Raw genomic sequence first — 23,261 nt, forward strand, 5'->3', positions numbered from 1 at the left:
TTGCGTGTTAACACTAAAAAACTAACTGAGCCTGTTTATGCGGCCAGCTAAAAGCCTTGAGATCAGGCGCATGTCGAGGATTATCGACCTAAACCCAAGACCGTGCAAGGGAATGATCATTCCTTTTGTGAGGGAGGTCTCAGCAACAAGTTACCTTACACTCCTAATTCTCACGCAGGGAAGTCTAACATAAATCCTCTACCTAACAAACGCTATTCTAGCAAAAAAAACAAAAAATGTTGCAAATTTACCAAAAAAGACACTAACTACATGAAAACAAAAGAGATATATTTTGTAGCCTGTTGTAAATAGTGACTTGACCAAATGGGATTACGGCTTGAAAAGCACCCGAATTTTCCAGTTATAGAGCAACTTTAATGATGTATGATCGACACCCTTAAAACATAAACCCATAACTTATTGAATTTTAGGTAAATTGTTATGCGTGTATCAAAAATACAACAAGTTGTCATATGTGTGGTTAATTCATCGTGGGAAGAAAACCCCAATTTCCATCCCCATCTTTTACCCACTTTTCCTTGATCTGGTTGCCTGTCTCGACAGGCCCCTTCATGAGTGGATAACGGATAACAACCCTTATATCGACCACTGCAGTACAAACTTCAGCGGACTCGCAGGATACCTCTGATACCTCAGCTGATTTCCAGATTCCCACCCCTTTCACCGTCTTCTGATAGTGGGGAAACGGCGTCACCTGACGATAGCCGGTCGACAGATATTCATACGCGGACTCCACGCGCCCCTCTATCAACAATCCCCAGCGCTCCTGCGCCCTTTTCGCGACGATCTCCTGATCTGACATCGCCTCATCGTGAGGCACCATGGCGCAGCCTCCCGCTATCAGGGGGATTACCAGCAGGGCCAACCATTTAAAGCGCTGTAGGCAAGCAACTCTCATAATCATAGTCATAGTCATCATATTCATGTCCAATTGAAGAGGGCCGATTCTACGAGACCGCAATACAGGGTTCAATCCCTCACCATGTCCTCATACTTCGCCCCAAAACATGGGCAGCGCCGGCCATTGCCACCAGCGGCCGGGGTTGAGACGGATCCTGCGTTCGATATCCGCCACCAACAGGGCCATTGATTCATCGGAGGGTAATGCGCCCGCTTCATGAGCCGGTAAAAAGTCGAGCATCAATCCATGCCTGTGTTCCTCGACACAAAAAGGCTGTATCAGGGCGCCGGTCTTTTTCGCCAGTTTAATCGTACCTTCGGGAAAAAAGGCCTCACGACCGAAAAACGGAACGCCTACCAGTCCGGCGCTCCCCTTCGCATAGGGGACATCAAGCAATATGGCGATCGGTTGTTTCCGCAGCGCCTCCAGCAAGGGCCGCATGTTGGCTGCGCCAGGCATCAGAAAGTCCCCCCGATAGCAAGCCCTCAGGCGGGATAGTTTCAACTTGCGATATCTGAACTCGGGCCCGGCAAGGCCCCAGGTGTTCCGCTCTTCATCATCCCTGGCCAAGGCCCCTGTTGCAATACCATAAGCCGCCGTTGTCACACCCAGCATCCAGAATCGTCCCAGGTGGGCGCCGGCGAAGATCATCGGCCTGCCGTCCCGTCTCGCCTCCAGGACCTGCTGAAAGTTTTTGACTTCGATGGTTTTGGCCACCTGCTCCACGGTTCTCAAGCGCGGATAGTGCCAGGTATCGAGGATCTCCCTCTGCTGCAAGCCATAGAAATAACCGGTCCACTGTCGATACTGCTCCGTGGATTCGCCCGGAATGGCCCGACTCATCTGATAGGCTATCTGCTCGGCCATCTCTTTCTGCCTGGCACACTCCCACTTACCGTAGAAACTCGCCAGTCGATAGGCGATATAGCGTGGGAACCGGGACAATACAGGAAAGAGCAACCTGTATTTCAGCGCCAGATCCCAGTGCTCAAATGGCTGCCGCATGTTTCACCGGCCCCCATTGATGGGCCATTTTCACCAGTCCCACCTCGCTGCTTTCGTGTCGTACCTTGAACTGGCAGCAGACCGGGCGAGAATCGTAGACGTGCAATCCGCTGCGGTCGATCAACCAGGCCTCCAGGGCATAGTCACCCGACATCAACATCAGAGGATCGAACAGTAAGCGCACACCATGAACAGTCCCATCAATGGGCAGCAGATTGCATTGATCGATCAGGGTCGAGACACCGTAGACCTGCAGACCGTCATTGCGGATCAGCACCAATCCGATATGCACGTCATCGACCGGGCGCGCTCCGATCTCCGCCCGTACATTGATCGCCAAGGCGTCTCCCTGCCGGAAAAGCGGGGCGCCCTCTGCGGTATCGACACCCCCCTCGAGGGTGACATCCTGCAGGTAGACATCGCTCACCGCATCTGTCTCCGCAGATAGCCGTTGCCCCGAGGGACTGCCGCCCTGCCGGGAACGGACATAATCCTGATAGTCATCCACAACTGTGGCGGAATCGCCCTGCGCCCTGATCACGCCATGATCCAGCCAGATCGCCTGCTCGCACAACTCTTTCACCTGATAGAGATTATGTGAACAAAACACCAAGGTGCGCTTTTCGTCGCGAAATCCCATCATTCGGTCCATGCTCTTCTTCTGGAACAGTGCATCTCCGACCGACAGGGCCTCGTCCACAATCAGCACATCGGGCTCGATCGAGGTCACCACCGAAAAGGCAAGTCTCACAAACATCCCTGAGGAGTAGGATTTGACCGGCCGCATTATGGCGTCACCCAGCTCGGAAAAGGCGATGATATCGGGTATGCGGGCCTTGGTTTCAACTGCACTGAGGCCGAGCATCGAACAGGCCAGACGAATATTCTCCAGGCCTGAGAATTCCGGATGGAATCCCGACCCCAACTCCAGGATGGCCGACTTACGTCCCTCTATGTGCAGGGTGCCGGATGAGGGTTGCAAGGTGCCTGCCAGCAGCTTGAGCAGTGTCGACTTGCCAGCCCCGTTGTCGCCAATGACGCCGAACGTCGCACCTTTCTCGATAGTCAGATCGATTGGAGTCAAGGCCTTGATCTCAGTATGAAAGGGCCTCTTCAACAACCACTCCTTGAAGAGGTCCGCGGGCTTTGCGTACTGTCGATAGTTTTTTGACAACTGTTGGGCTTGAATCGCGATCACAGAAAGTCCTTGGCGCGATGCTGAAGACGCATGAACAGGGCTCCGATCAGAAGAGTCAGGAGCAAACTTGCTATGGCCAATACTGCCAGATCTGCAACAGGCCACTGGTTTTCCAGAATCACGGCACGGTAGGACTGAACCAACCAGGTGATCGGATTGGCTTCAATGACTGATCGATATTCCTCAGGGACCATCTCCAATGGATAGATGATCGGCGTGGTGAAAAATAGCGCGGTCAACAACATGGGTAACAATTGACCCAGATCCTTGATAACCACGGACAGGAGCGCCACCAAAGGCGCCAGCGCGAAAGTCAGCAACAGTCTCAAGGCCACCAGCAAAGGCAGCAACACCAACGTAACCCCCGGGACATATCCCATCAACCAGGCAGCAACAATCAAAATCAAAAGACCGGTCACCTCCTGTACCAGGGTTCCCATCGTCGCCACGGCAGGAAAGACCGCTGGTGGCATTTGAGTTTTAAGCAGCAGATCACGGTTTTCCATCAAGCTGCCACTAGCCCGCAGCAAGCCATCCTGAAACGCGCTGAAGGGTATCAGGGCCGCAAACAGATAGAGGGCAAAATCGCCGGTGTCTCCACCGGGCCGAAAACTGACCTTGAGTATTCCCGAGAAGACAAAGCTGTATACAAGCAACAGAAACAGTGGCTGTGCCAATAGCCAAAGTGGGCCCAGCAAGGTGCCTTTCAGCCTCAGCAGGGTATCGCGTCGCACCATCAAGATCAGACTCTGACGATGGCGAAAGAGATCTAGATAAAGCTTGAACAATCGTCTTAAACTTCCAGCAGGATGGGTTGGGAGTGCATCATACAACAGTTGATTCTCAATGCCGAATCATATCGCCACGTGGTTCGCTTAACAGGTGACGTTCGTGATAACGTCTGTACCGAAGGAGCCACACCATCAGCCGTGACAAGGATGGGCTTCTACCCGGTCGAGATTGTACCCTACCATGATTTTATGAGGGCAAAGTTGAGCGGACTTTTATCTATAGTGCGTCCACATGTGACGACGTCAATATCCATTCTGGTGCTGTTGGCGGTAACCTTTCTTGCCAATCAAAGTGCACTTTCCGCATTCTGGCGTTTCGACGACGGCTGGCTTCTCGATTACGCCAGTCGCTTTTCACCTTCAGACTACTTCCTCAATCCGGCAATCACACGGGGTTATTCGTTAAACAACCTCACACCATTCAATCCTTTCATATATGACATGAACCTCTGGTTGCTCGGTGTTTCACCCCGGGGATTCTACGTCCAACACCTAGTGGTAATGGCCGGGTGTGCGATCACCACGTTTCTGTTGCTCCGCATCTGGCTCGCCCCACGCTTTGCACTCACAGGCGCCATACTGTTTCTGATCGGGGCTCCGTCATTAATCGTTTCTCAACAACTGATGGTTGGCCACTATCTTGCCGGGCTCATGTTCAGCATCCTTTCAATACACGCCTATGTACGCAGTATCGAGAGAGAGAGTTGGCGGCTTGCCCTGGCCGCACTGCTGTTCTATATGTTGGCCACCACCTGTAAAGAGATCTATGTTCCACTGCCGGTTACCTTGCTTTTCATACATAAAGGCACACCGGGCAGACGCATCATGCATGCAGCGCCAATGGTTGGCTGGATACTCTGCTATACCCTATGGCGGTATCTCGTACTGGGCAGCTTGATCGGCGGTTATGACGCCATGTCCCACGGATACACATGGCCGGAAAAGCTGTCGCAGCTTGTTGGAATCCCCCATCTACTGTTTGGCGGCGCGCCTCTGAACATCGCTGTGATGGTGGTGGTTGGCGTGTTGGTCAGTCACACACTGTACAAAAGAAGACTCAATCTGCCACTGACCACGGTAATTGCAGCTGCTGTTTTGCTGCCAATGGTTCCATTGCTTGAGTTTCCCGGGATCACACGACCGAATCGTCATCTATTTCTACCCTGGTGGCTGATTTCCGTCATTTGCACGGTCGCTGTCGCCAACCTGCCTTCATCGAAATATCCCTATCGCATGGGCATCAGCCTGCTCTTGATAGTTGGGGTGGCCATTCATGCCCACCAGGTGCGAAGCAGTGCTCAACCCGGACTTCATGCCTTTGATACCAAATACCGCCTGTTCGCTTCGCAAGCACCCGATACGGTCTACTTTTCAGGCAATAAGGATGCCTATCACCAGGAGACTGTATTAAACGGTATCAGGAATGCCCTCAACAGGGTACACGGCGCCAAGCTGCAGAGAGTTGGTATACTCACGAAAAGAGAGAACCTAACCAGGCTCAACAATAGAAAGTTTTCCATTGTGCAATATGATCAATCATGCAATTGCATACGAGAGATTGAAGACCCATTACCCGAAAATGGGAAATCCAAGCATAGTGGGCAGCCCGGGGTGCTTGAAGTGGCCCTCTCTCCACCCTATCCACCGCTGTTTGAATATGCCACTGGAGAAATCGAGCACATCAGCGTAGAGGGTAATAACCTAAATATCAAAGGTTGGACCGAACTAAGCAACGAAGATCTTGAACAGCAGTTCTTGATCGTCACGCCGGGCAGACCGGAACAGACACGGCTCACTTCAATCAAAACAGACACACAGAATAAACTCATGCAGAGGTATAGCTTCGATCTACGCTTGAGTTATCACGATGAGACAACGGCAGAATTTTCCCGGTCGAGGATCTGCCTGTTGACGAGATCCATGCTGACACCCGTTAGACTGATTCGCGATGCCAACAATCACGGCTGTAACGGATTTCTGAGTTCCAATCGATGAGTTACTCCTCCTTGCGAAGTCTCGTCGAAAAAGCTGTTTCTTTGCAGTTTTCACGCTACTTGTTGGTTGGCATCATTGCCTGGATCATTGATTTCATGGTCTTCGTTTTGAGCCATGCCGCGATCGGCGTCGTTTGGGCGCAGACAGCGGCAAGAATCAGCGGCGCTGTTACCGCTTTTGCGGGCCATAAGGTATTTGTTTACAACAACAGAGACTTTACTCGACGCCAGTTAGGCAAACAGGCATTCGGCTATCTGCTGCTTTGGGTGTTCTCATACTTGCTGAGTGTCGGTTGTATCATTCTGTTTACGGACAAACTGGGGCTCGATCCCATCCCGGCGAAACTGGTCACTGAAATTATCCTGGTCGGCATCAATTACATTACAATGAAGCGGCTGATTTTTCTTACATGAGCCGGAGAGACCCATGCTTATCTCACTGATTGTTCCAATCCACAATGAGCAGGCCGGACTAGCGCGTTTCTGGCAGGCTGTCTCGGCATCGTTGAAACAATCCGGCTATACGTTTGAAGTGGTCATGGTGGATGACGGATCCACGGATGACTCTTGGCAGTTGATCTCTGAATTGACCACTGCAGACCAATCATCGTTCGATGTTACGGCAATTCGCTTAAGTCGAAATTTCGGTAAGGAGGCCGCTATTCTGGCCGGCCTACGCCGGGCTGGCGGCAACGCCGCCATCGTCATTGACGCCGACCTGCAACACCCACCGAAACTGATACCAAAAATGTTGGAATTGTGGGACAAGGGGAAAATCCCGATTGTGGAGGGCGTGAAACACAAACGCCAGCATGAGTCATCCCTAAAACGCGTCGGGGCCACCCTTTATTACCGTGTATTCAAGCTATCGAGCGGACTTGATATGCGGGGTGCCAGCGATTTCAAGTTGCTCGATCGGCGTGTCATTGACCACTATATCAATCTGCCGGAAACCGCTCGTTATTTCCGTGGCCTGACTGCATGGATGGGATTCGATTCCGCCGCCATCGAGTTTGAACCGCCAAACAGAGAGGCGGGGATGAGCGGATGGAGTATCCGTAACCTGTTGGCGCTGGCCAGAACGACCATTATCAGCTTTTCGTCACTGCCGCTCAGAATCGTCACATGGCTTGGATTGATTGGACTGATCTTCAGTCTGGGTTTGACCATCCAGACCCTGTGGTACAAATGGATGGGGTACGCCGAAGCGGGATTTCCAACCGTCATTCTGCTGATTCTCGGCATGGGTAGTATGATTCTCTTCGGTCTTGGTTTAATCGGAGAATATATCGGAGAAATATATCGTGAAGTGAAAAGAAGGCCTTCATATATCGTGTCCGATATACACTCGACCTCTGACCGCGGCGGAAATCCCGGTAACGAGCAGCCAACCGATACTGAGCTGGCCTCATTGCACAGTGATGATTACGAATAAGCGTCACACATTGAACTTCATACGACGATACCGATCTCAGTCCTAGTTTTGATAAGATCAAAAAAACCGAATTGAACCATTTCATGACACTCAGGAAATATTGTAACGATGAGACGTTTAAACATTACTTTATTGATTACAGTACTATGCTGTTCCTTGCCCCTCTTCGCCGGTGAACTTGCTTCCGATAAACAGCAGTACAGTTATACCGTTGGCGTTCAGATCGGCAAGATGCTACGAGCCCAGCAGACTGGCGAGCTTGATATTGAGACATTTATCCAAGCCATTGAAGACTCTCTGCATAACAGAAAATTGAAGCTCGACGCGAATCAGATGCGTGCCGCCATGAAAAAGCATTATGCAAACATGGAAGCGCAACGCACTAAATCCGCCACGGAAAACAGCGCCCAGGGCACCGCCTATCGTGAACAAAACGGTAAGCGCCAAAACGTCGTGACCCTGAAAAGCGGACTACAGTATGAGGTGATGGAAGCCGGCAACGGCGCATCACCACAGACCGGTGATGCGGTAGAGGTGCACTACCATGGCACCCTTATCGACGGGTCGGTCTTCGATAGTTCCCGCCAACGGGGAAAACCGGCTAGATTCGGCCTGGACAATGTAGTACCCGGCTTCAGGGAGGCCCTGCTTCTGATGAAGCCCGGGGCGAAATGGAAAATTGTCATACCACCCGAATTGGCTTATGGTGAACGGGGGGCAGGCAAGAAAATCGGGCCCAACGAGACCATTATCTTCGAGCTTGAACTCATCAAGGTGGCGGCAAAGCCAAAATCCACTAAACAGTGAGGCGTTGTCGCAGGATTGACCCGCTTACTCCTGTTGTGAATTCAGACGCTCTTCCACGTATTTTTTCATATTCAGTAAATCTACTGTGGAGAGCGTCTGGATAGGCTTCATACCACTCAATCGAATGGATGTCAGATAGATGGGATATCGCTCGTCACTGTCGCGAATGCCGTGAATATATTCAAAGGTTGCGGCATAAAGATCAGCGCCATACTCCAGACGGGTAAACTCCTTGTCGCCACAAATCAGGGAAACCGGTTCTCTCCTGGTCATACTGGAATCACCGATCATGGTTAGCTCCAGATAGTCATCACCATCCACCAAGGGTACACGCCGCTGTTCAGTGTAATACTGCCCATCCCTGTCAATGGAGAGTTGATGAAATTCCGGCTCAAGCAACAGATCGCTTGGCGTATCCAGAACAAGATTACGCAGCTGCTGCAGGCTGTTGAGGAAACGACGCTGCTGTCGCATGAGAAATCGGGGACTGTCTACCGCAATAGTCTGCTGAAACAGGGCTCCCTGCTCATCAAGGACATAGATTTCAGCATGCTTTTTCTGGATTCTGAAGAAGAGTTGTATAACATCCGGTTTATTTAACTTATAGAGTACCGGATAGGGACTGTTTACGAGTATCTCAGGATCGAATTCAAGAGCACGGTAGGTCTGTTGCGGCAGTTCCAACTCGTCGATCAGACTCTCGAATGACTCCAGGCTTTGCCAGACAAATTCTGACTCAGCCTGCTTCTGTACGATAAAAAAGGCCCTTCCCATACGGAACACATAGCGACCATTATCGAATTCATCACCGCTGAATCGATGAATCACGTGATTGAACAATTCTGTAACTCTCAATGCGATCTGGCCACCCCTTACGCCCGAATAGCTGTAGGCGCGTATCAGAGAGCGCGGCAGGTCCCGTTCAGGCTGCAGATTGAGGATATAACAGAGCACATCCATCAATCCCTCAGCCCCCTCGTGACGCGATACCTGCAGCTCCCCCCAGCTGGTCTGGTGTATCTTTTCCAGGTTCATTACCAGATTGGTGCGCGACGAAGCAAAACTCAGTGGATCGTGGCGCTCACTGGTTAGTTGCATTCCCTCCCTGGTCAGATGCTCCATCGGATCAACGCCGATATTGATAAACAGCGCACTCAAGACAATCGATGCCGGTTTGGCGAGAGTCGCCATACCCGCAGATGGGGGCATGTATTGGGGAAAGAGGCGGCTGACGCTCCTCTGCAGTGAGAGCAACTCATCACGTGGCAGTGCAGACTCACCCGCATCGTAGGTAATAAGGGTGACATTTCCCCAAACCTGATTGACGTGGCTCCACAACAGGATCTCGATCAGATTATTTGAGATCTTTATGGGCCGATGTTCGATTGCCTCTCCCGCTTCCAGTTTACCGCGATATAACATCCATGCCGGCTCCCCATCCCTTGTCGGGCGATAGTGGAGTGAAAGATTCTCCTCGGTGAGATTTTTCGAGATACCCGGATTGATATGATCGATCTTCCCCGGCCGATGATCGAGCGCAGTATAGAGCTTACGCCCCAACAGATTGAGCTCATGGGGGTCGATGTGGCTCTCCTGGGCATACTTACGGACGAAATCGGTCAACAATCTGTAGCTGCGCGTCAGTACTCCGACCAGTGCATTGCGTTCCTTGATGACCCTGTCTATCTTCCAATCTGACCGGGTATCCATCATCTGTAATTGTGTCTGCCCCCAGCCCCACTGTCGAGTCAGTGTCAACATGGACCGTAAACGCCAATTATCGCTATTCCGGGAACGGCTCAGCCGTTCGCCAACCTTGAAGTAGAAGCAACGGCGCGCAAGCTCCAGACGATCGAGATCTTTGTTCTGCTTCAGATAGGCCTCGACCTGCTGATAGAGCAGAATATAGGAATCCAGTTTGTCGATATCCTTTTCACCGTCGTAAATCGCCCGTTTCGCCTGCTGCGCCAACCAGGGCGGCGAGGGATATTGGCGGCTGTAGGCCTCCATAAGAAAGATCTTCAGGATCGATTTATAGGGTGAATCAATGCCTTTATAGAGTTGCCATAGGGCTGCACCGAAGAATTCACCGGCTTGCACATGATCAAGTCCACCCAGGTCAAAGATCTCGGCTGACTTGACAAAGCGATTGGTGAGCAGATAGTCGGCAAATGCCTGATAGTCATCCTCTTTATCGGGTGGAACCAGCCACCATAAAGGATATCGTCCTGCGAGCAGCACCGCGCTGCGATAAAACTCTTCCAACAACAGGTTATGCTGGGTAGTCCCCGTGCTCTCATGGGATAGTTTGGATTTCTCCCCCTGCCGGAATCGCTCGGGATCGATGAGAAAGATATGCAGTTCCAAATCCAGCTCCGCAGCACTCTTCTCTATCTGGGCTGCCTTTTGCTGCAGTTGCTTACGCTGCTTTTCATTCAAGGCCGGGTCAAAGCAGAGCCATAGGTCGAAATCGCTACCCGATGATTGACCGATCGTACCAGTACTACCCATCAGATAGAGACCATGGATGTGATACACACGCTGGGCACGCTTCTTAAACTCGAAACTGCGGCTCAGTTTGTTTGCCGCTTCCAGGGCCTTTCTGGAGGGACTGTAATCTGAGATGCCGGTGGGCGTTTCGCTGCTGACGAATCCGGGCAGCATAGGATGATTGATATGCAGCAGCAGTGGCAGAAGGTGCATAAACTCCTGCTGGCTTTTCCGCAGCTCAACCAGGATTCGCCGCAGGCGTTCACGATGCAATCGCATGAAGCGTTGGCGGACGGCATTCAGCTCCTTTCTGCTGATTCCCTCATCGAAGCTGATACGTTGCGATTCGGGCATACGCGTTACTACCGATAATGAGAAAGCTGGAGGATGTCACAGCAGAGTTTGCACATAGAGGTCATTGTTTTCTCCAGGTCCTCTTCTGCAGCGCATATACCACCGGATAACAGGCGAAATTTGCTGCGCAGGTCCGCCAATCACCCGTTAAAGTGTCCGGCAACACCAGTGAGATGACACCTGTAGGATACTGCTCCTTTTTTCGCAGCCTAGGCTTCGATCGACTCGATCGTCCGGGTAATCAGCCGCTGTGAATCATCACCTTTAGACCATTCCGACACACCGATCCTCAACTCGGGAACAGGATTCTCCCCAAGATCAGGCAAAGCGCCTCCACGGCACTCGTTGGCGATCTGTTGCAGCAGATTCTCACCATCCTCTATGGCGGTCTCAGGCATCACGAGAAGAAACAGCTGATCTTCATAGCGGCCGATAACGTCTGCCCAGCGTAGGCGCTCACGCAGATACTGGGTCAATACCAGAATAGAAGTATCCGGTAATGCCTCCCCATCCTGGTCGGGATGGCTCAATCGCATTGCACCCAGAGTCAGTAAATTTCCGTAACGTCTGCTGCGGGTTACCTGCGCACTTATTGCCTGAATCGTGGCGCGTCGATTGGCCATACCGGTAAGTTCATCGGTAATCGTGAGATCCTGCACCTGCCTGCGCAATTGATCGGTCTCACGTTGCGCCAGGATCAACTGGCTAATATCCTGATAGAAATGCAATCTTAATTGGGCATTCTCGCCATCCACGACCTCACGCACTTCGCGCTGCAGCCATCGTTCGCCTTCACCATTGAGTGAAAGGTGCAACATATCGGTCTCATCAAACAGGGCATGCAGACTTTCAGGCAGTGTATTCTTGTCTTTGCCGATAAGCTCATCACCGGACAGATCGAGCATCGCTTCCAATGCAGGATTCATCCATCGAATACAGACTTCACTGTCTATAGCCAGCATACCAGTAGGACAGACATCAAAAAGTTCTCGGTTAAAACTGATTTCGGCCATTATTCGATTCTCTCTCTATCATCCTGATGCGCAGCCTCGCAGGCTCGCACGAGTTTCAATACAGGTTCACAGACTCAACAATGTTGAACCTCAGAATGATTGAGCGGCTGACGAGAGTAATTCTTTAATTCTTCACATCCGCAGCTGCCGTGCCGGCCTGATATGCCCATTGATAGAGAAAATCAGATTAACTATCTGTAAATTCTTTATTTTTTCTAACCCCTGCCAACCTGGGCAACACAGCGAGCGCTTTGCGATATCAGTTATAGACAGCCGTAATTCGCCACTGCAGACCCTGCAGGCTGAGGTGGGCGTGTACCGGGTTGTCATCCAGGTCGCCGATGCGTAACAACAGCCTGTCGGGACCATCAAAAAATGCATAGGTCATGCGATCCAGAATACCGCCTTGCTCAGATTTTCGATTGTGCGATCGCAATTGAGTAACAACCCACTGGTTGTCGACCATGTGCTCAACCGCATCGGCGCCCATGCGCTGAATGCCGTTTTGTAACCAGTCGATAAAGCTATTCGAGACCTCCCCGATGGTGCTTTGCACATTCTTGTTGAGTTTGCGTTTGATCTGCTCCCTAATTGAGGCCAGATCGATCATCTCACTGAGCGTCTGCTGATCATTTGTCTGGAGGGCCTGATCCAGGCGATAGACCGCGGTATAGGGCCAGATCAGGAATGCGAGGGTGATCAGAAATAGTAGTGCAAAGAAGCCTTTCATATCGCGAATAGGTCTCTGTCCTGTTATTACAGGCAATCCTGTTGTTACTCAAAAAATCGGGGATTGCTCTGCATGCAATCCCTATCTCTTCTTATCAGTGCCTGGATCGACGCGGGGGGCGTTCTTCCCGGGGCTTTGCTTCGTTGACGCGTAGATTGCGCCCACCAACCTCTTTTTCATTCAGCGCCTTGATTGCGTTTTCGGCCGCTGATGAGTCTGGCATCTCGACAAATCCGAATCCTCTGGACCGGCCTGAAAACTTGTCCATGATAACATTAGCACTGGAGACATCTCCAAACTCAGTGAAGAGCTGACGTAACTCATCGTCCTTAACACTCCAGGGCAGATTTCCTACATAAATATTCATCATCAAATCTCAAAATGCGTGCATGTCCCAATTCATGCAGCCAAACAATCCAATGCACAAATCGTTTGAATGCAGGCTACAGTCAGCCCCTATTCCTGCTGAAGTTGACTGTCTAAGGATCTAAATCCTATACACTTTAGACTGTTTCATCGTTTTCTGCAGCCTCCAGTTGCTCACTGATGGCCAGCCAACGCCGTTCACACTCGCTTAACTCTCTGTCTAAATCACTCTTTTCTTTAAGATTATGTTTTAAATCGTTTTTTAGCGATGGGTCGTAGAGCGCCGGATCCGCCAGTGCCTGATCCAACTGTTGTTGCCTGTGGTGTAGTTTTTCTATTTCTTGTTCAATTTTCAATTGTTGCGTACGTAAAGGCTGAAGACGTTTTCGCTGCTCAGCCTGCTGGCGCTTTCTATCCTTTCTGGCCGCCGCAGTATGGCCGCTCGATTGTGATTCGACCTGGGCTCCGTTCCCACCGCTTCCGCTACGACGTTCCGCTGCCAGCCATTGCGGGTAATCATCCAGGGATCCGGCGAAGGGCTCTACCTGACCACTATACACCAGCCAAAACTCATCTGTGGTTATGCGTAACAGATGACGGTCATGGGATACGATCACCATGGCCCCCTGATAATCCTGCAGCGCCTGACCCACGGCATAGCGCATCTCCAGATCGAGATGGTTGGTCGGCTCATCCAGCAGTAACAGGTTGGGGCGTTGGTAGACCAGCATAGCGAGTACCAAGCGGGCCTTCTCGCCGCCGGAAAAGGGGGCCACCGGTTGTAACGACTGATCATCATGAAAACCGAACCCCCCCAGATAGCTGCGCAGGGATTGCTCGCTGGCCTTGCGATCCAATCGTTGCAGATGGAGCAGCGGAGTGGCATCGGGATCCAGTTGCTCAAGCTGATGTTGAGCGAAATATCCTATCCGCAGCTCTTGTGCCGGCGACCGCAAACCGGAGATCGGCTCGAGTTCTCCCGCCAGCAGCTTGATCAGGGTCGATTTGCCTGCGCCATTCGGTCCCAACAGGCCGATACGGTCACCCGGTGCCAGGTTGAAATGGACATCTCTCAAAATGGACTGTCCGTCATAGCCCACCTCCAGATCACTCAGCTGAAGCAAGGGGTGTGGATTCTTGTCCGGCTCGGCAAAGCTGAAATGAAAGGGTGAATCCACATGGGCTGGGGCGATCACTTCCATACGCTGCAACGCCTTCAGGCGGCTCTGTGCCTGACGCGCCTTGGTGGCCTTGGCACGAAACCGGTCGACGTAACTACGGATATGGGCAATCTCCCGTTGCTGTTTTTCATAGGCCGCCTGCTGATTGGCCAGGCGCGCGGCACGGGTATTCTCAAAGCCGCTGTAGTTACTGTTGTAGAGGATCGCCTGCCGATGCTCGATGTGGACAATATGATCTGTGACCTGATCGAGGAAATCACGATCATGGGATATCAGCAGCAGGGTGCCGGCGTAGTTGCGCAACCAGGTCTCCAGCCAGATCACTGCATCCAGATCCAGGTGGTTGGTAGGCTCGTCAAGCAGCAACATATCGGAGCGACACATCAAAGCCTGCGCCAGATTGAGGCGTACCCGCCACCCCCCTGAAAAGCGGTTGACCTGTTGTAACTCATCATCGGGTGAAAAACCCAGTCCATGCAGCAGCTCACCGGCACGGGCCTTGGCGCTGTATCCGTCAACATTGTGGAATGCCTCGTGTAACCGTGCCAGGGCGGCGCCGTCACCGGCCGCCTCTGCCGAGCACAGCTCCCGCTCGATTTCCCGCAGTCCACGGTCACCATCGATGACATAATCGAGGGCAGAGCGAGTCAGCGCCGGAGTTTCCTGTGCCACATGGGCGATCTCAATGTTCTGGGGCAGGGAGAGAGTTCCTTCGTCTGCCTGCAATTCACCCAATATCAGATCGAACAGGCTTGATTTACCACTGCCATTACCCCCGGTAATACCGACCTTCCACCCGGCATAGAGGGTAAAGTCCATCCGCTGCAAGAGCAGTTTGCTGCCGCGTCTGAGTGAAATGTGGTCAAACTGGATCATCCCGGGACACGCTGATGATTATCTCAGGATTTGCGGATGGTCGGGGTGCAACGCCTTGAGCGTCACTCCCAGCCCTTGATATCCTTCGCTTCGCCATCGCCCCCTTCTGTACCATCAGCACCGAGGGAATAGAGATCATAGTCGCCGTGTTCACCGGGGAAACTGTATATATAGTCAGCTCCCCAGGGATCTTTGGGCAATTTTGTCTTTTTCAGGTAGGGGCCATTCCAGTTTTCCACCCCATCGACACGCTCCACCAGCGCCCGCAGGCCGTGATGGCCGCGTGGATAATTCCCCGTGTCGAGACGATAGATATCCAACGCCGCTGAGAGCTCCTCCAATTGCACCCTGGCAGTCTTGCTTTTCGATTCACCCAGAGCATTCATCACCTTGGGGCCAACCAGCCCGGCCAACATCGCAAGGATCGCCATAACCACCAGCAGTTCGATGAGGGTAAAACCGCTGCAGCGGTTCCGGCATGGAATCAATTTCATTATCAGACTCTCTTCGCTATGGGTGGCTTCAGCCTACTTAATGTAAATCAGAAAAAATTATACCAGCAATCATCGACCATGGTTCTATCCGGATTTTCAGGCGGAGTGATATTCATCTCTGAACGGTCATTTACGCACGAAATGTGCAGACATCGCTCTGTCCCATTAGCGCAATGGGGTAGAATAGTCTCAAAACAGCAGTCCATACTTGAATTCACAGGGCCCGGGAGTGCCTGAATGAGCAAACACATATTACCTCATCATCTACGTTCGCAAGCAGTAGCGCTGGCGCACGATGTGCTGATGGTACCGATCGCCTGGCTCTTGGCATACTGGTTGCGCTACAACCTGGAGGTGGTACCTGCCGCCTATTACGAGGATGCCCTGGTGGGCCTGCTCTTCGTCCTGCCGATTCAACTCACTGCATTTCTGCTGTTTGGCCTCTATCGCGGTATCTGGCGCTTCGCCTCTCTGCCCGATATCGTGCGAATTCTGAAGGCGGTCGCGGTCGGCACCGTGGTCAGCGTGGCACTGTTGTTCATTTTCACCAGGGCGGGTGGCGTTCCACGTTCTGTTCCGGTGATCCATGCGATCCTGCTGGTGATGCTGTTGAGCGGTCCGAGACTGATCTATCGCCTGCTCAAAGACCACCGTCTGGACCTGTCACCCGGCCAACGCGTCCTGATCGTGGGCTCGGGCAAGGCCGGCGAGATGCTTGCCAGGGATATCCTGCGCAATCGTCGGGGCGATTACACCCCCGTTGCCTTTGTCGACGACAAAAGAAGGCGCCAGGGCCGCGAGATCCATGGCGTACCGGTATCCGGAACCTGTGACGATATCCCACGGCTGTGCGAGGATCTGGCCATCGATATCGTAATGCTGGCTATCCCATCCGCCTCATCCAAACAGATGCGCCGTGTCGTCGAGCTTTGCGAACGGGCGGATATACCATTCAGGTCAGTGCCGCAACTGAATGATCTGATATCCGGGAATGTGCAGATCAACAACCTGCGTACCGTATCCATCGAGGACCTGTTGGGGCGCGACCCGGTATCCCTCGACTGGGACAGCATCGACAGTGCGCTCTCCGGCAAGGTGATCCTTGTCACCGGTGCCGGTGGATCGATCGGTTCCGAACTCTGTCGCCAGCTTGCCAAGATCAGGCCGGCCCGGCTGGTGTTGCTGGAGATCAGTGAATTCAACCTTTACACCATCGAAATGGAACTGCTCAGCGCCTTTCCAGACCTCTCCCTGGAGTGCCATCTCGGCGATATCATCGATCAGCCATTGGTGGAAAACCTATTCGCCCGGACAAGGCCCGAGGTGGTGTTTCACGCCGCTGCCTACAAACACGTGCCGATGCTGGAACACCAGCTGCGACAGGCAGTGCGTAACAATATCCTGGGCACGCAAATCCTGGCACAGACCGCCGACCGCTTCAAATGTGGCGTCTTTGTTCTGGTCTCCACCGACAAGGCGGTCAATCCCGCCAATGTTATGGGAGCATGCAAACGGGGGGCGGAGATCTATTGCCAGAATCTGGATGCCCACTCTGACACAAGATTCATCACCGTACGTTTCGGTAACGTACTGGGGTCCGCCGGCAGCGTAATCCCCCTGTTCCGTAAGCAGATCGAGGCGGGAGGGCCAGTCACCGTGACCGATCCCCGCATGGAGCGCTATTTCATGACTATCCCGGAGGCCTGCCAGTTGATCATGCAGACAGTGGTACTGGGAAAGGGCGGTGAAATCTTCGTGCTGGACATGGGAGATCCAATCAAGATCAGTTATCTGGCGGAACAGATGATTCACCTGTCAGGCAGAACACCGGGCACAGACATCCTGATCGAATACATTGGCCTGCGTCCAGGCGAAAAGCTCTATGAGGAGCTATTCCACGAGAAGGAGCAGTTGCACAAAACGGATCATGAGAAGGTCTTTCTCGCCCATCATCGACAGGTTGACTGGTCCCGGCTCCTGGATAACCTCGAAAAAATGAAAGAGGCCTGCGACAATCATGAGACTGTAATATTGAAATCCCTTCTGGATAAATTAGTGCCGGAGCATGCTGAACTCGAGAAGAGAGTCAATTCAACCCACGAGGCTACTGCTTGACTGGGCAACATGCCACACCCGGAAGAATCCCACTGAATGATAAAGGACTGTCTCTCTTCATTTCATTAAATGATCTCAAATAATAAAATCAGCCGGGCTAAGAAAACAGAAATTCTATAAAAGCGTCAAACCAATATTTTCAGGTACTAACTTGCCTCCCGAACTAAAACACAATGCGTAATATGTTCAATCTAATTACTGACAGGTTGCTGCGAAGAACATGGACTGAAACACAGATACGCATGCTTGTCGGAGAGTATCGCGAGTTATATCACGCCTATGCGACTGATGAATCCAACCGGGTCAACGCTGCATCGGGCGGGGCCGGGTCCGCACTCTTGATTTCACTCCTGGAGCAGGATGAGATCGATGGCGCGTTGGTTTGCAACACCGTTATTGAGAAAGAAAAGATTAGAGCACATTTTTCAATTGCCACTTCTAAGCAAGAAATTCTTGATGCCCAAGGAAGTAAATATGTAGAAACCGCCTTTATGAAAGAGGCCCTGCCCCTGATTCGTCAATTTCACGGACGCATCGCCGTGGTCGGCCTGCCCTGTGATATTACAAATCTTACCCGGTGGATTGCGAAAGATAACGACATTTCCAATAAGGTCAAGCTGAAAATCGCTTTGGTATGCGGACATAATTCAAGGACCGAATTAATTGATGAAATCTCGCAACAGCTGATGAAAGAGGCTGCCAGCCCGTTGCGCTCTTATCGCTTTCGCAAAGGTCACTGGCGGGGCAAGCTGGAAGCCGAGTTTTTGAATGGAACCACCATCAGAAAACCATTCTCCTATTTCAGTCTTTATCAAAATCTCTACTTTTATTCGGAAAAGAAATGCCTCGTTTGCCATGATCATTTCGGTTATCAAGCTGATATTTCCCTCGGAGACGTGTGGGCCTACCGGTTTAAACAGGATCCGAAAAAGAAAACGGGGGTAATAATACGCACCCAGCAAGGCATTGATTTATGGAATAGCGCAAACCGCAGTGGAGCAATCACTGCAGAAGCCCTGGGGATATGTGATATTCTGGACGGGCAGGCACGTACCGCCCCCTTCCACTACAATGTCAGCGCGAGGAATCGCGTGGCCCCAATGTTTGGCTATAAAATCCCGGACAATGTCAAGGCACGGGTTTCATGGCATGCTTGGCTCACCGCGCTGTTTACACTGTTTAACATGCGCTGGAGTGAATCATCGCAGTGGAACAAGTTGATATTCAAATTACCTCGCCCGCTTCTAAAAGCCTACCTCTACCTTAGAAAAGGCATCGAAACCTTACCATGAAAACCATCTCAATCATTGCAGCAACAGTGAGTGGTAACCGGGGTGCAGAGGCCATGTTAACCACCACCATCGGAAGAATACGTGATCGCTATCCAGAGGCGAACTTCAACATCTACTCCTATTATCCAAAGCGGGACCGGAAGCTCATCAACGATTCAAGGATCAAGGTTTACAGCGCAGACCCCTTGTACCTTGTTACCGTGCTTCTACCCTGCTCACTTCTATTGATGCTGCTTAACAGTCTACACCTTAAAATTCTGGCCCGGCTGACACCCGAATCCACCCGCTCCCTTGGCAGCTCCGACGTCCTTATCGATCTAGCCGGCGTCGCTTTCATCGATGGCAGAGAAAAGTTTTTACCTTACAACGTTCTCACCCTGGTACCGGCTTTCCTCCTTGATACGCCAGTGGTTAAGTTCTCTCAAGCCGCCGGGCCATTCAATAATCCGCTGAATCACTTCCTCGCCAGACATACCCTATCGAGAATCGATCAAATATTTGCCCGCGGAGCCACCACTCATCAACACTTGCAATCATTGTTACTGGATACTTGTTATGTCGAACCGGTTGCCGATGTAGCCTTTCTTCACCAGCCACAAGACATGATCAGCGACGAGAGTCGCCAGCAACTTGCCGCTCTCAGCAATAGACTTCAGCGAGAGGACAGGGAACTGATCGGTATCTGCCCCAGTAGTGTATTGGCAGCAATGTCGCAGCGACAAGACAACAGTTACCATCATCAAATCGCAACACTTTGCCGTCAACTCATAGCGCATGGGTACGCCATACTTCTCTATCCAAACGCCACCCGTAAAGATGAAATGTCCAAGTTGCGTAATAACGACCTGCCTGTGATCAGAGACATCGTTAACCAAGTGGAGGGTGATAACCACGAATCAGCACCAATCTATTATGTTGATTTTGATCTCAATACACCAGGCATTAAACTGCTAATGAGTTATTGCAGGCTTGTGATGGTCTCCCGGTTTCACGCAATGATCGCTGCACTAGCCAGCGGCCAGCCCGTCATAGTATTGGGCTGGAGCCACAAATATCAGGAAGTGATGGATTTTTTTGGGCTTGGTGATCTTGTCTTTGACTTCAACCAGCTTAATTCCGAACTCATGATGGAGACGATTCGACACACTCTGGATAACGAACCATCCATACGCCAAAAAATTAATCAACAACAGAAACACGCAAAGGCTTCTGCCTATAAACAGTTCGCCTATTTGTTTAACCTTTTGGATCAAGGCAAATCGTGCAAGTAAACATAAAAACTGCATTAAAGACTCTATGGTGGGTGGTTGTCTTAAGCTTCATTTTTTTCTTCCTGCTGGGAAATCTCCACCGCGTGTTTGACGTTGTGAAGCTTCTTCCGATTGAAATAATAGTCTATTCCCTGCTCTCACTTACCATCGGCAAACTGCTGTTGGTAGCTATCATGCACCAATCGTTGCTCCACTATAAAGTCAATTTTTTGTTTTCCCAAAGCTTCAGTATCTACAATATTACGCAACTGGGCAAATACATACCCGGCTCGATATGGCAGTTTGTTGGTAAAATCGGGATGTATAAATCTGCCGGCCTCGATAACCAGACCGTACGTGACACCATCCTGCTAGAAACATTCTGGGTTGTTTTCAGCGCTTTCATCTTTGGTCTATTGCTTATCAGTTTCACGCAATATCAACTCTTGATTACACTGACTCAAGAAATCCCATTAATCATCCTACTAGCAATACTAGGCACTACTTCATTCCTTCTGTTGTTACCACAGTTGAGACACCATCGTAAGAGGTTGTATGATTACTGTCGACGATTGTTATTCACGCCCCTGTCCTTTATAACTTCACTGCTGATATGGCTGGCACTCGGGTTCGCTTTTTGGATTACTTTAATACCATTCTCAGCATCCGAGATTGGTCTTGTTTTTATTATTGGGCTCTATGCATTCAGTTATGCGGTAGGATTTGCTGTACCTTTCGCTCCCGCCGGAATCGGCATCCGCGAATCGGTTCTGGTGCTTGGCCTGGCACCTTTTCTAGATATAAATACTGCAATTATCTTAGCCGCACTTAACAGAATTTTTTATATCCTTATCGAAATTATATTAGCTGCCCTGTCAGTAACAATCTCCCCACACTCATCGGCGGACGTCTCAAACTCATGACCATAGAGCCTTGTTGTTATATGGTCAGTTTTTAACGCCCATTCTTGTAGATTTTCGCAACACGGCCGGCAGCTCAAAAAGAATAAGAAAATTCAACCCGATATACAGAAGCAGCAACGGCATAATCGGTATAAAATGGCGGAACTGGCCGATAACCGGACTTTGGGTAAAATCATCGAACAGGGCAAGCACTCCCAACCGCGTTGCGATGCCTATGATCGCAATCAAGGAACCCCACAGCAAAAGGCTTCTATATCCCCTAAAAAGAAAGGCAAAACAGGCAATCGCAAATACCATGGTGGCAAGCAACGCAAGATAGACAAGTGCATGATTGTACAATTTACCAATTTTTTTAAAGACATTGATTTTAAACTGGTCAACCCAAAATAACTGCTGGTTACTTTCTTTCTGCTTAACCGAGTCGATATGCAGATGCATTCCTGCTTTCTTCAAATCAGCCCCGGGACGAATCAAAGCCTGGTCGAATTTAGTATGCTCACCACCAGACATAACCAATAGTTCACACTGACCACCCTTACACGGCCCTTCCACGTTAAACCGCGACAAGGCAGAATCTGCGTTGTCTATAAAGTGACGCTGCACATCCCTGCTCGACTTCAAGCTAAAAAGATTGGTATAGGCAGCAAATGGCTTTGGCACGATCGCGATATATTTTTCCTGGCTATCTGAAATCAACCACCCGGAAACCGAGTATTGATCCCGCTGGGTTTTCGCTTTGATGGCTGTATTCGACAGCCTCTTAAACACCTCGAGTCTCTCATCCGGACCATGTGAAGCGCCATAGCTAGGTAGGCGTCCGTGTAAACCTGATACCATATAATTCACGAAGGCTGGCAATTTTGCCAGATAGTCGTCTATCCTCTCTAATCTGATCGGATAGCGGAGAGGCCAGACAGTACGCGAACAGTCCAATTGTCCGCTGCTGCATCCCCTTTGCAACTCTTCACTGATTTCGCTGTACACAGATCTCATCTCATTCGGGCTTTGGTAATAACCCTCAGCGGCGAGAGCATCTCGCAATGCCCAGAAAATGTAACCGCCACCGATCTCGTTGCATGCCTCAGCATGCCGTTTGCACATCAGTCCACCCCATTGCTTACCCAGCCCCCCCTGCAAATGGGGTTGAAACCTGGCCAACGCTGGGCTCACATCGAACATTTGATTTAGTGACTTGTGAGTCACGTCGACAAAGGGCTTTTCCTCATCAGTACGCACACTCTTCATCAACTTGAATGTGGTTTTAAACTCCTTAACTGCGCTGTCTTTGATTCCGAAATGTCCATATTTCATATAATTCATACTCAATACCGCTGAAATTGGTATTGCCAGACCCAACAGCAGCAATGGCAACACCTTAGCCGTCAACAGCAGTACTCTCTGTCTATCCGGCTGGTAGAACAGGAGAGTAAATGCAACCGCTAACAAGGGGTAAAGCCAAATCGTCTCTTCCCGGGAAAGATAGAGTGACGCCAAGCCCAAACCCAGCAGAAACGCATGTGACGATCTAACACTCCCCGATACGGTTCGCATCGAAATCATGTAGTAAATACCGGCAATGACTAAAAACACTATTGCCGCATAGAACCACCCCCGCTCCACACTACCGTGATGATAGGGATTGAAAAGCAAGAGTATAAATGGCACTAGGGCCAGAAAAGGGTTGACTTTTGCCTTTATCAAAGCCAGGTAGAGAATCACGCAGGCCACAATGTAGATTGCGTGCTCCATGGTCTTGAACTGTAAACCCAGTAAATAGTTTGCGGCAATATACAGAGGATAGAGCGGCGCCTTCACCAATGTCAGCTTGTCGTAGTCGCCCAGCCACTGACCGGACACCACACTCTCCGCCAAGCGTATGAACAATGCATCGTCATAGATACCGTGAGCATGCGCAGTTATTGGCAGACCAGCGGTCAACCAATAGCGAATCAGTGCCGAGGAGGCAACAAAGATAAGCAATGCAAGGCCAAACCGGCCAAGCGTCCGTAGATAGGAGCGGTTATC

At 50.9% G+C, this 23,261-nt stretch carries 19 protein-coding genes; 8 read left to right on the forward strand and 11 right to left on the reverse strand.

The features are described 5' to 3' along the window. Positions 1-481: 481 nt before the first annotated feature. The 4 genes from AB8516_RS12385 to AB8516_RS12400 form a co-directional block, all read right to left on the reverse strand. Entirely contained in the window at positions 482-919 is a 438-nt protein-coding gene (locus AB8516_RS12385; protein WP_369161038.1) for a hypothetical protein, read from the reverse strand. Positions 920-1,009: 90 nt separating this feature from the next. After that, positions 1,010-1,927, reverse strand: a complete 918-nt coding sequence (locus AB8516_RS12390; protein WP_369161040.1) for a lysophospholipid acyltransferase family protein — start codon at positions 1,925-1,927, stop codon at positions 1,010-1,012. After that, the gene (locus AB8516_RS12395) at positions 1,911-3,125 is read right to left on the reverse strand and encodes an ABC transporter ATP-binding protein (protein WP_369161042.1); all 1,215 of its coding nucleotides are present in this window, start codon (positions 3,123-3,125) and stop codon (positions 1,911-1,913) included. Before AB8516_RS12395 ends, AB8516_RS12390 begins: the two co-directional genes overlap by 17 nt. Beyond that, positions 3,122-3,862, reverse strand: coding sequence for an ABC transporter permease (locus tag AB8516_RS12400; protein WP_369163276.1), 741 nt, complete (start codon positions 3,860-3,862; stop codon positions 3,122-3,124). The genes AB8516_RS12395 and AB8516_RS12400 overlap by 4 nt, the downstream gene beginning before the upstream one ends. A 288-nt stretch (positions 3,863-4,150) precedes the next feature. Here AB8516_RS12400 and AB8516_RS12405 point away from each other — a divergent pair, with 288 nt between their 5' ends. The 4 genes from AB8516_RS12405 to AB8516_RS12420 all read left to right on the forward strand — a co-directional run bounded on the left by AB8516_RS12405 (position 4,151) and on the right by AB8516_RS12420 (position 8,152). Beyond that, positions 4,151-5,911 carry a hypothetical protein gene (locus tag AB8516_RS12405; RefSeq protein ID WP_369161044.1) on the forward strand — a complete coding sequence of 587 codons (1,761 nt, stop codon included), beginning with the start codon at positions 4,151-4,153 and terminating at the stop codon, positions 5,909-5,911. Further along, on the forward strand, positions 5,908-6,324 hold the full coding sequence (locus AB8516_RS12410; RefSeq protein WP_369161046.1) for a GtrA family protein: 417 nt from the start codon (positions 5,908-5,910) through the stop codon (positions 6,322-6,324). The genes AB8516_RS12405 and AB8516_RS12410 overlap by 4 nt, the downstream gene beginning before the upstream one ends. Positions 6,325-6,337: 13 nt before the next feature. Continuing rightward, positions 6,338-7,345: a glycosyltransferase family 2 protein gene (locus AB8516_RS12415; RefSeq protein ID WP_369161048.1), complete on the forward strand. Its 1,008-nt coding sequence runs from the start codon at positions 6,338-6,340 to the stop codon at positions 7,343-7,345. 108 nt (positions 7,346-7,453) lie between these two features. After that, positions 7,454-8,152: an FKBP-type peptidyl-prolyl cis-trans isomerase gene (locus AB8516_RS12420; RefSeq protein ID WP_369161050.1), complete on the forward strand. Its 699-nt coding sequence runs from the start codon at positions 7,454-7,456 to the stop codon at positions 8,150-8,152. Positions 8,153-8,176: 24 nt separating this feature from the next. Here the strand turns inward: AB8516_RS12420 and AB8516_RS12425 are convergent, their stop codons facing one another. From AB8516_RS12425 to gspG, 6 genes are all read right to left on the reverse strand, one after another. Beyond that, positions 8,177-10,996, reverse strand: a complete 2,820-nt coding sequence (locus AB8516_RS12425; RefSeq protein ID WP_369161052.1) for a class I adenylate cyclase — start codon at positions 10,994-10,996, stop codon at positions 8,177-8,179. A gap of 209 nt (positions 10,997-11,205) precedes the next feature. After that, complete coding sequence (locus AB8516_RS12430) at positions 11,206-12,009, reverse strand: GGDEF domain-containing protein (protein ID WP_369161054.1); 804 nt, start codon at positions 12,007-12,009, stop codon at positions 11,206-11,208. Between the two features lie 259 nt (positions 12,010-12,268). Further along, positions 12,269-12,739 (reverse strand): DUF2939 domain-containing protein, encoded by a 471-nt coding sequence (locus AB8516_RS12435; protein WP_108289666.1) that lies wholly within the window; start codon positions 12,737-12,739, stop codon positions 12,269-12,271. 94 nt (positions 12,740-12,833) lie between these two features. Next, positions 12,834-13,106 (reverse strand): RNA-binding protein, encoded by a 273-nt coding sequence (locus AB8516_RS12440; RefSeq protein ID WP_108289667.1) that lies wholly within the window; start codon positions 13,104-13,106, stop codon positions 12,834-12,836. 136 nt (positions 13,107-13,242) lie between these two features. Beyond that, entirely contained in the window at positions 13,243-15,162 is a 1,920-nt protein-coding gene (locus AB8516_RS12445) for an ATP-binding cassette domain-containing protein (protein ID WP_369161056.1), read from the reverse strand. Between the two features lie 62 nt (positions 15,163-15,224). Further along, positions 15,225-15,656: a type II secretion system major pseudopilin GspG gene (gspG, locus tag AB8516_RS12450; RefSeq protein WP_369161058.1), complete on the reverse strand. Its 432-nt coding sequence runs from the start codon at positions 15,654-15,656 to the stop codon at positions 15,225-15,227. A 237-nt stretch (positions 15,657-15,893) separates the two neighbouring features. Here gspG and AB8516_RS12455 point away from each other — a divergent pair, with 237 nt between their 5' ends. The 4 genes from AB8516_RS12455 to AB8516_RS12470 all read left to right on the forward strand — a co-directional run bounded on the left by AB8516_RS12455 (position 15,894) and on the right by AB8516_RS12470 (position 21,236). Beyond that, entirely contained in the window at positions 15,894-17,771 is a 1,878-nt protein-coding gene (locus AB8516_RS12455; protein ID WP_369161060.1) for a polysaccharide biosynthesis protein, read from the forward strand. A gap of 242 nt (positions 17,772-18,013) precedes the next feature. Beyond that, positions 18,014-19,063 (forward strand): Coenzyme F420 hydrogenase/dehydrogenase, beta subunit C-terminal domain, encoded by a 1,050-nt coding sequence (locus tag AB8516_RS12460; RefSeq protein WP_369161062.1) that lies wholly within the window; start codon positions 18,014-18,016, stop codon positions 19,061-19,063. After that, positions 19,060-20,334 carry a polysaccharide pyruvyl transferase family protein gene (locus AB8516_RS12465; RefSeq protein WP_369161064.1) on the forward strand — a complete coding sequence of 425 codons (1,275 nt, stop codon included), beginning with the start codon at positions 19,060-19,062 and terminating at the stop codon, positions 20,332-20,334. Before AB8516_RS12460 ends, AB8516_RS12465 begins: the two co-directional genes overlap by 4 nt. Next, positions 20,325-21,236, forward strand: coding sequence for a hypothetical protein (locus AB8516_RS12470; RefSeq protein ID WP_369161066.1), 912 nt, complete (start codon positions 20,325-20,327; stop codon positions 21,234-21,236). The genes AB8516_RS12465 and AB8516_RS12470 overlap by 10 nt, the downstream gene beginning before the upstream one ends. 24 nt (positions 21,237-21,260) lie before the next feature. Here AB8516_RS12470 and AB8516_RS12475 read toward each other — a convergent pair whose 3' ends face one another. After that, on the reverse strand, positions 21,261-23,051 hold the full coding sequence (locus AB8516_RS12475) for a hypothetical protein (RefSeq protein WP_369161068.1): 1,791 nt from the start codon (positions 23,049-23,051) through the stop codon (positions 21,261-21,263). Between the last annotated feature and the right edge of the window lie 210 nt (positions 23,052-23,261).

The sequence above is a fragment of the Candidatus Thiodiazotropha sp. LNASS1 genome (assembly GCF_964212655.1).
GTDB lineage: Bacteria > Pseudomonadota > Gammaproteobacteria > Chromatiales > Chromatiaceae > Thiodiazotropha.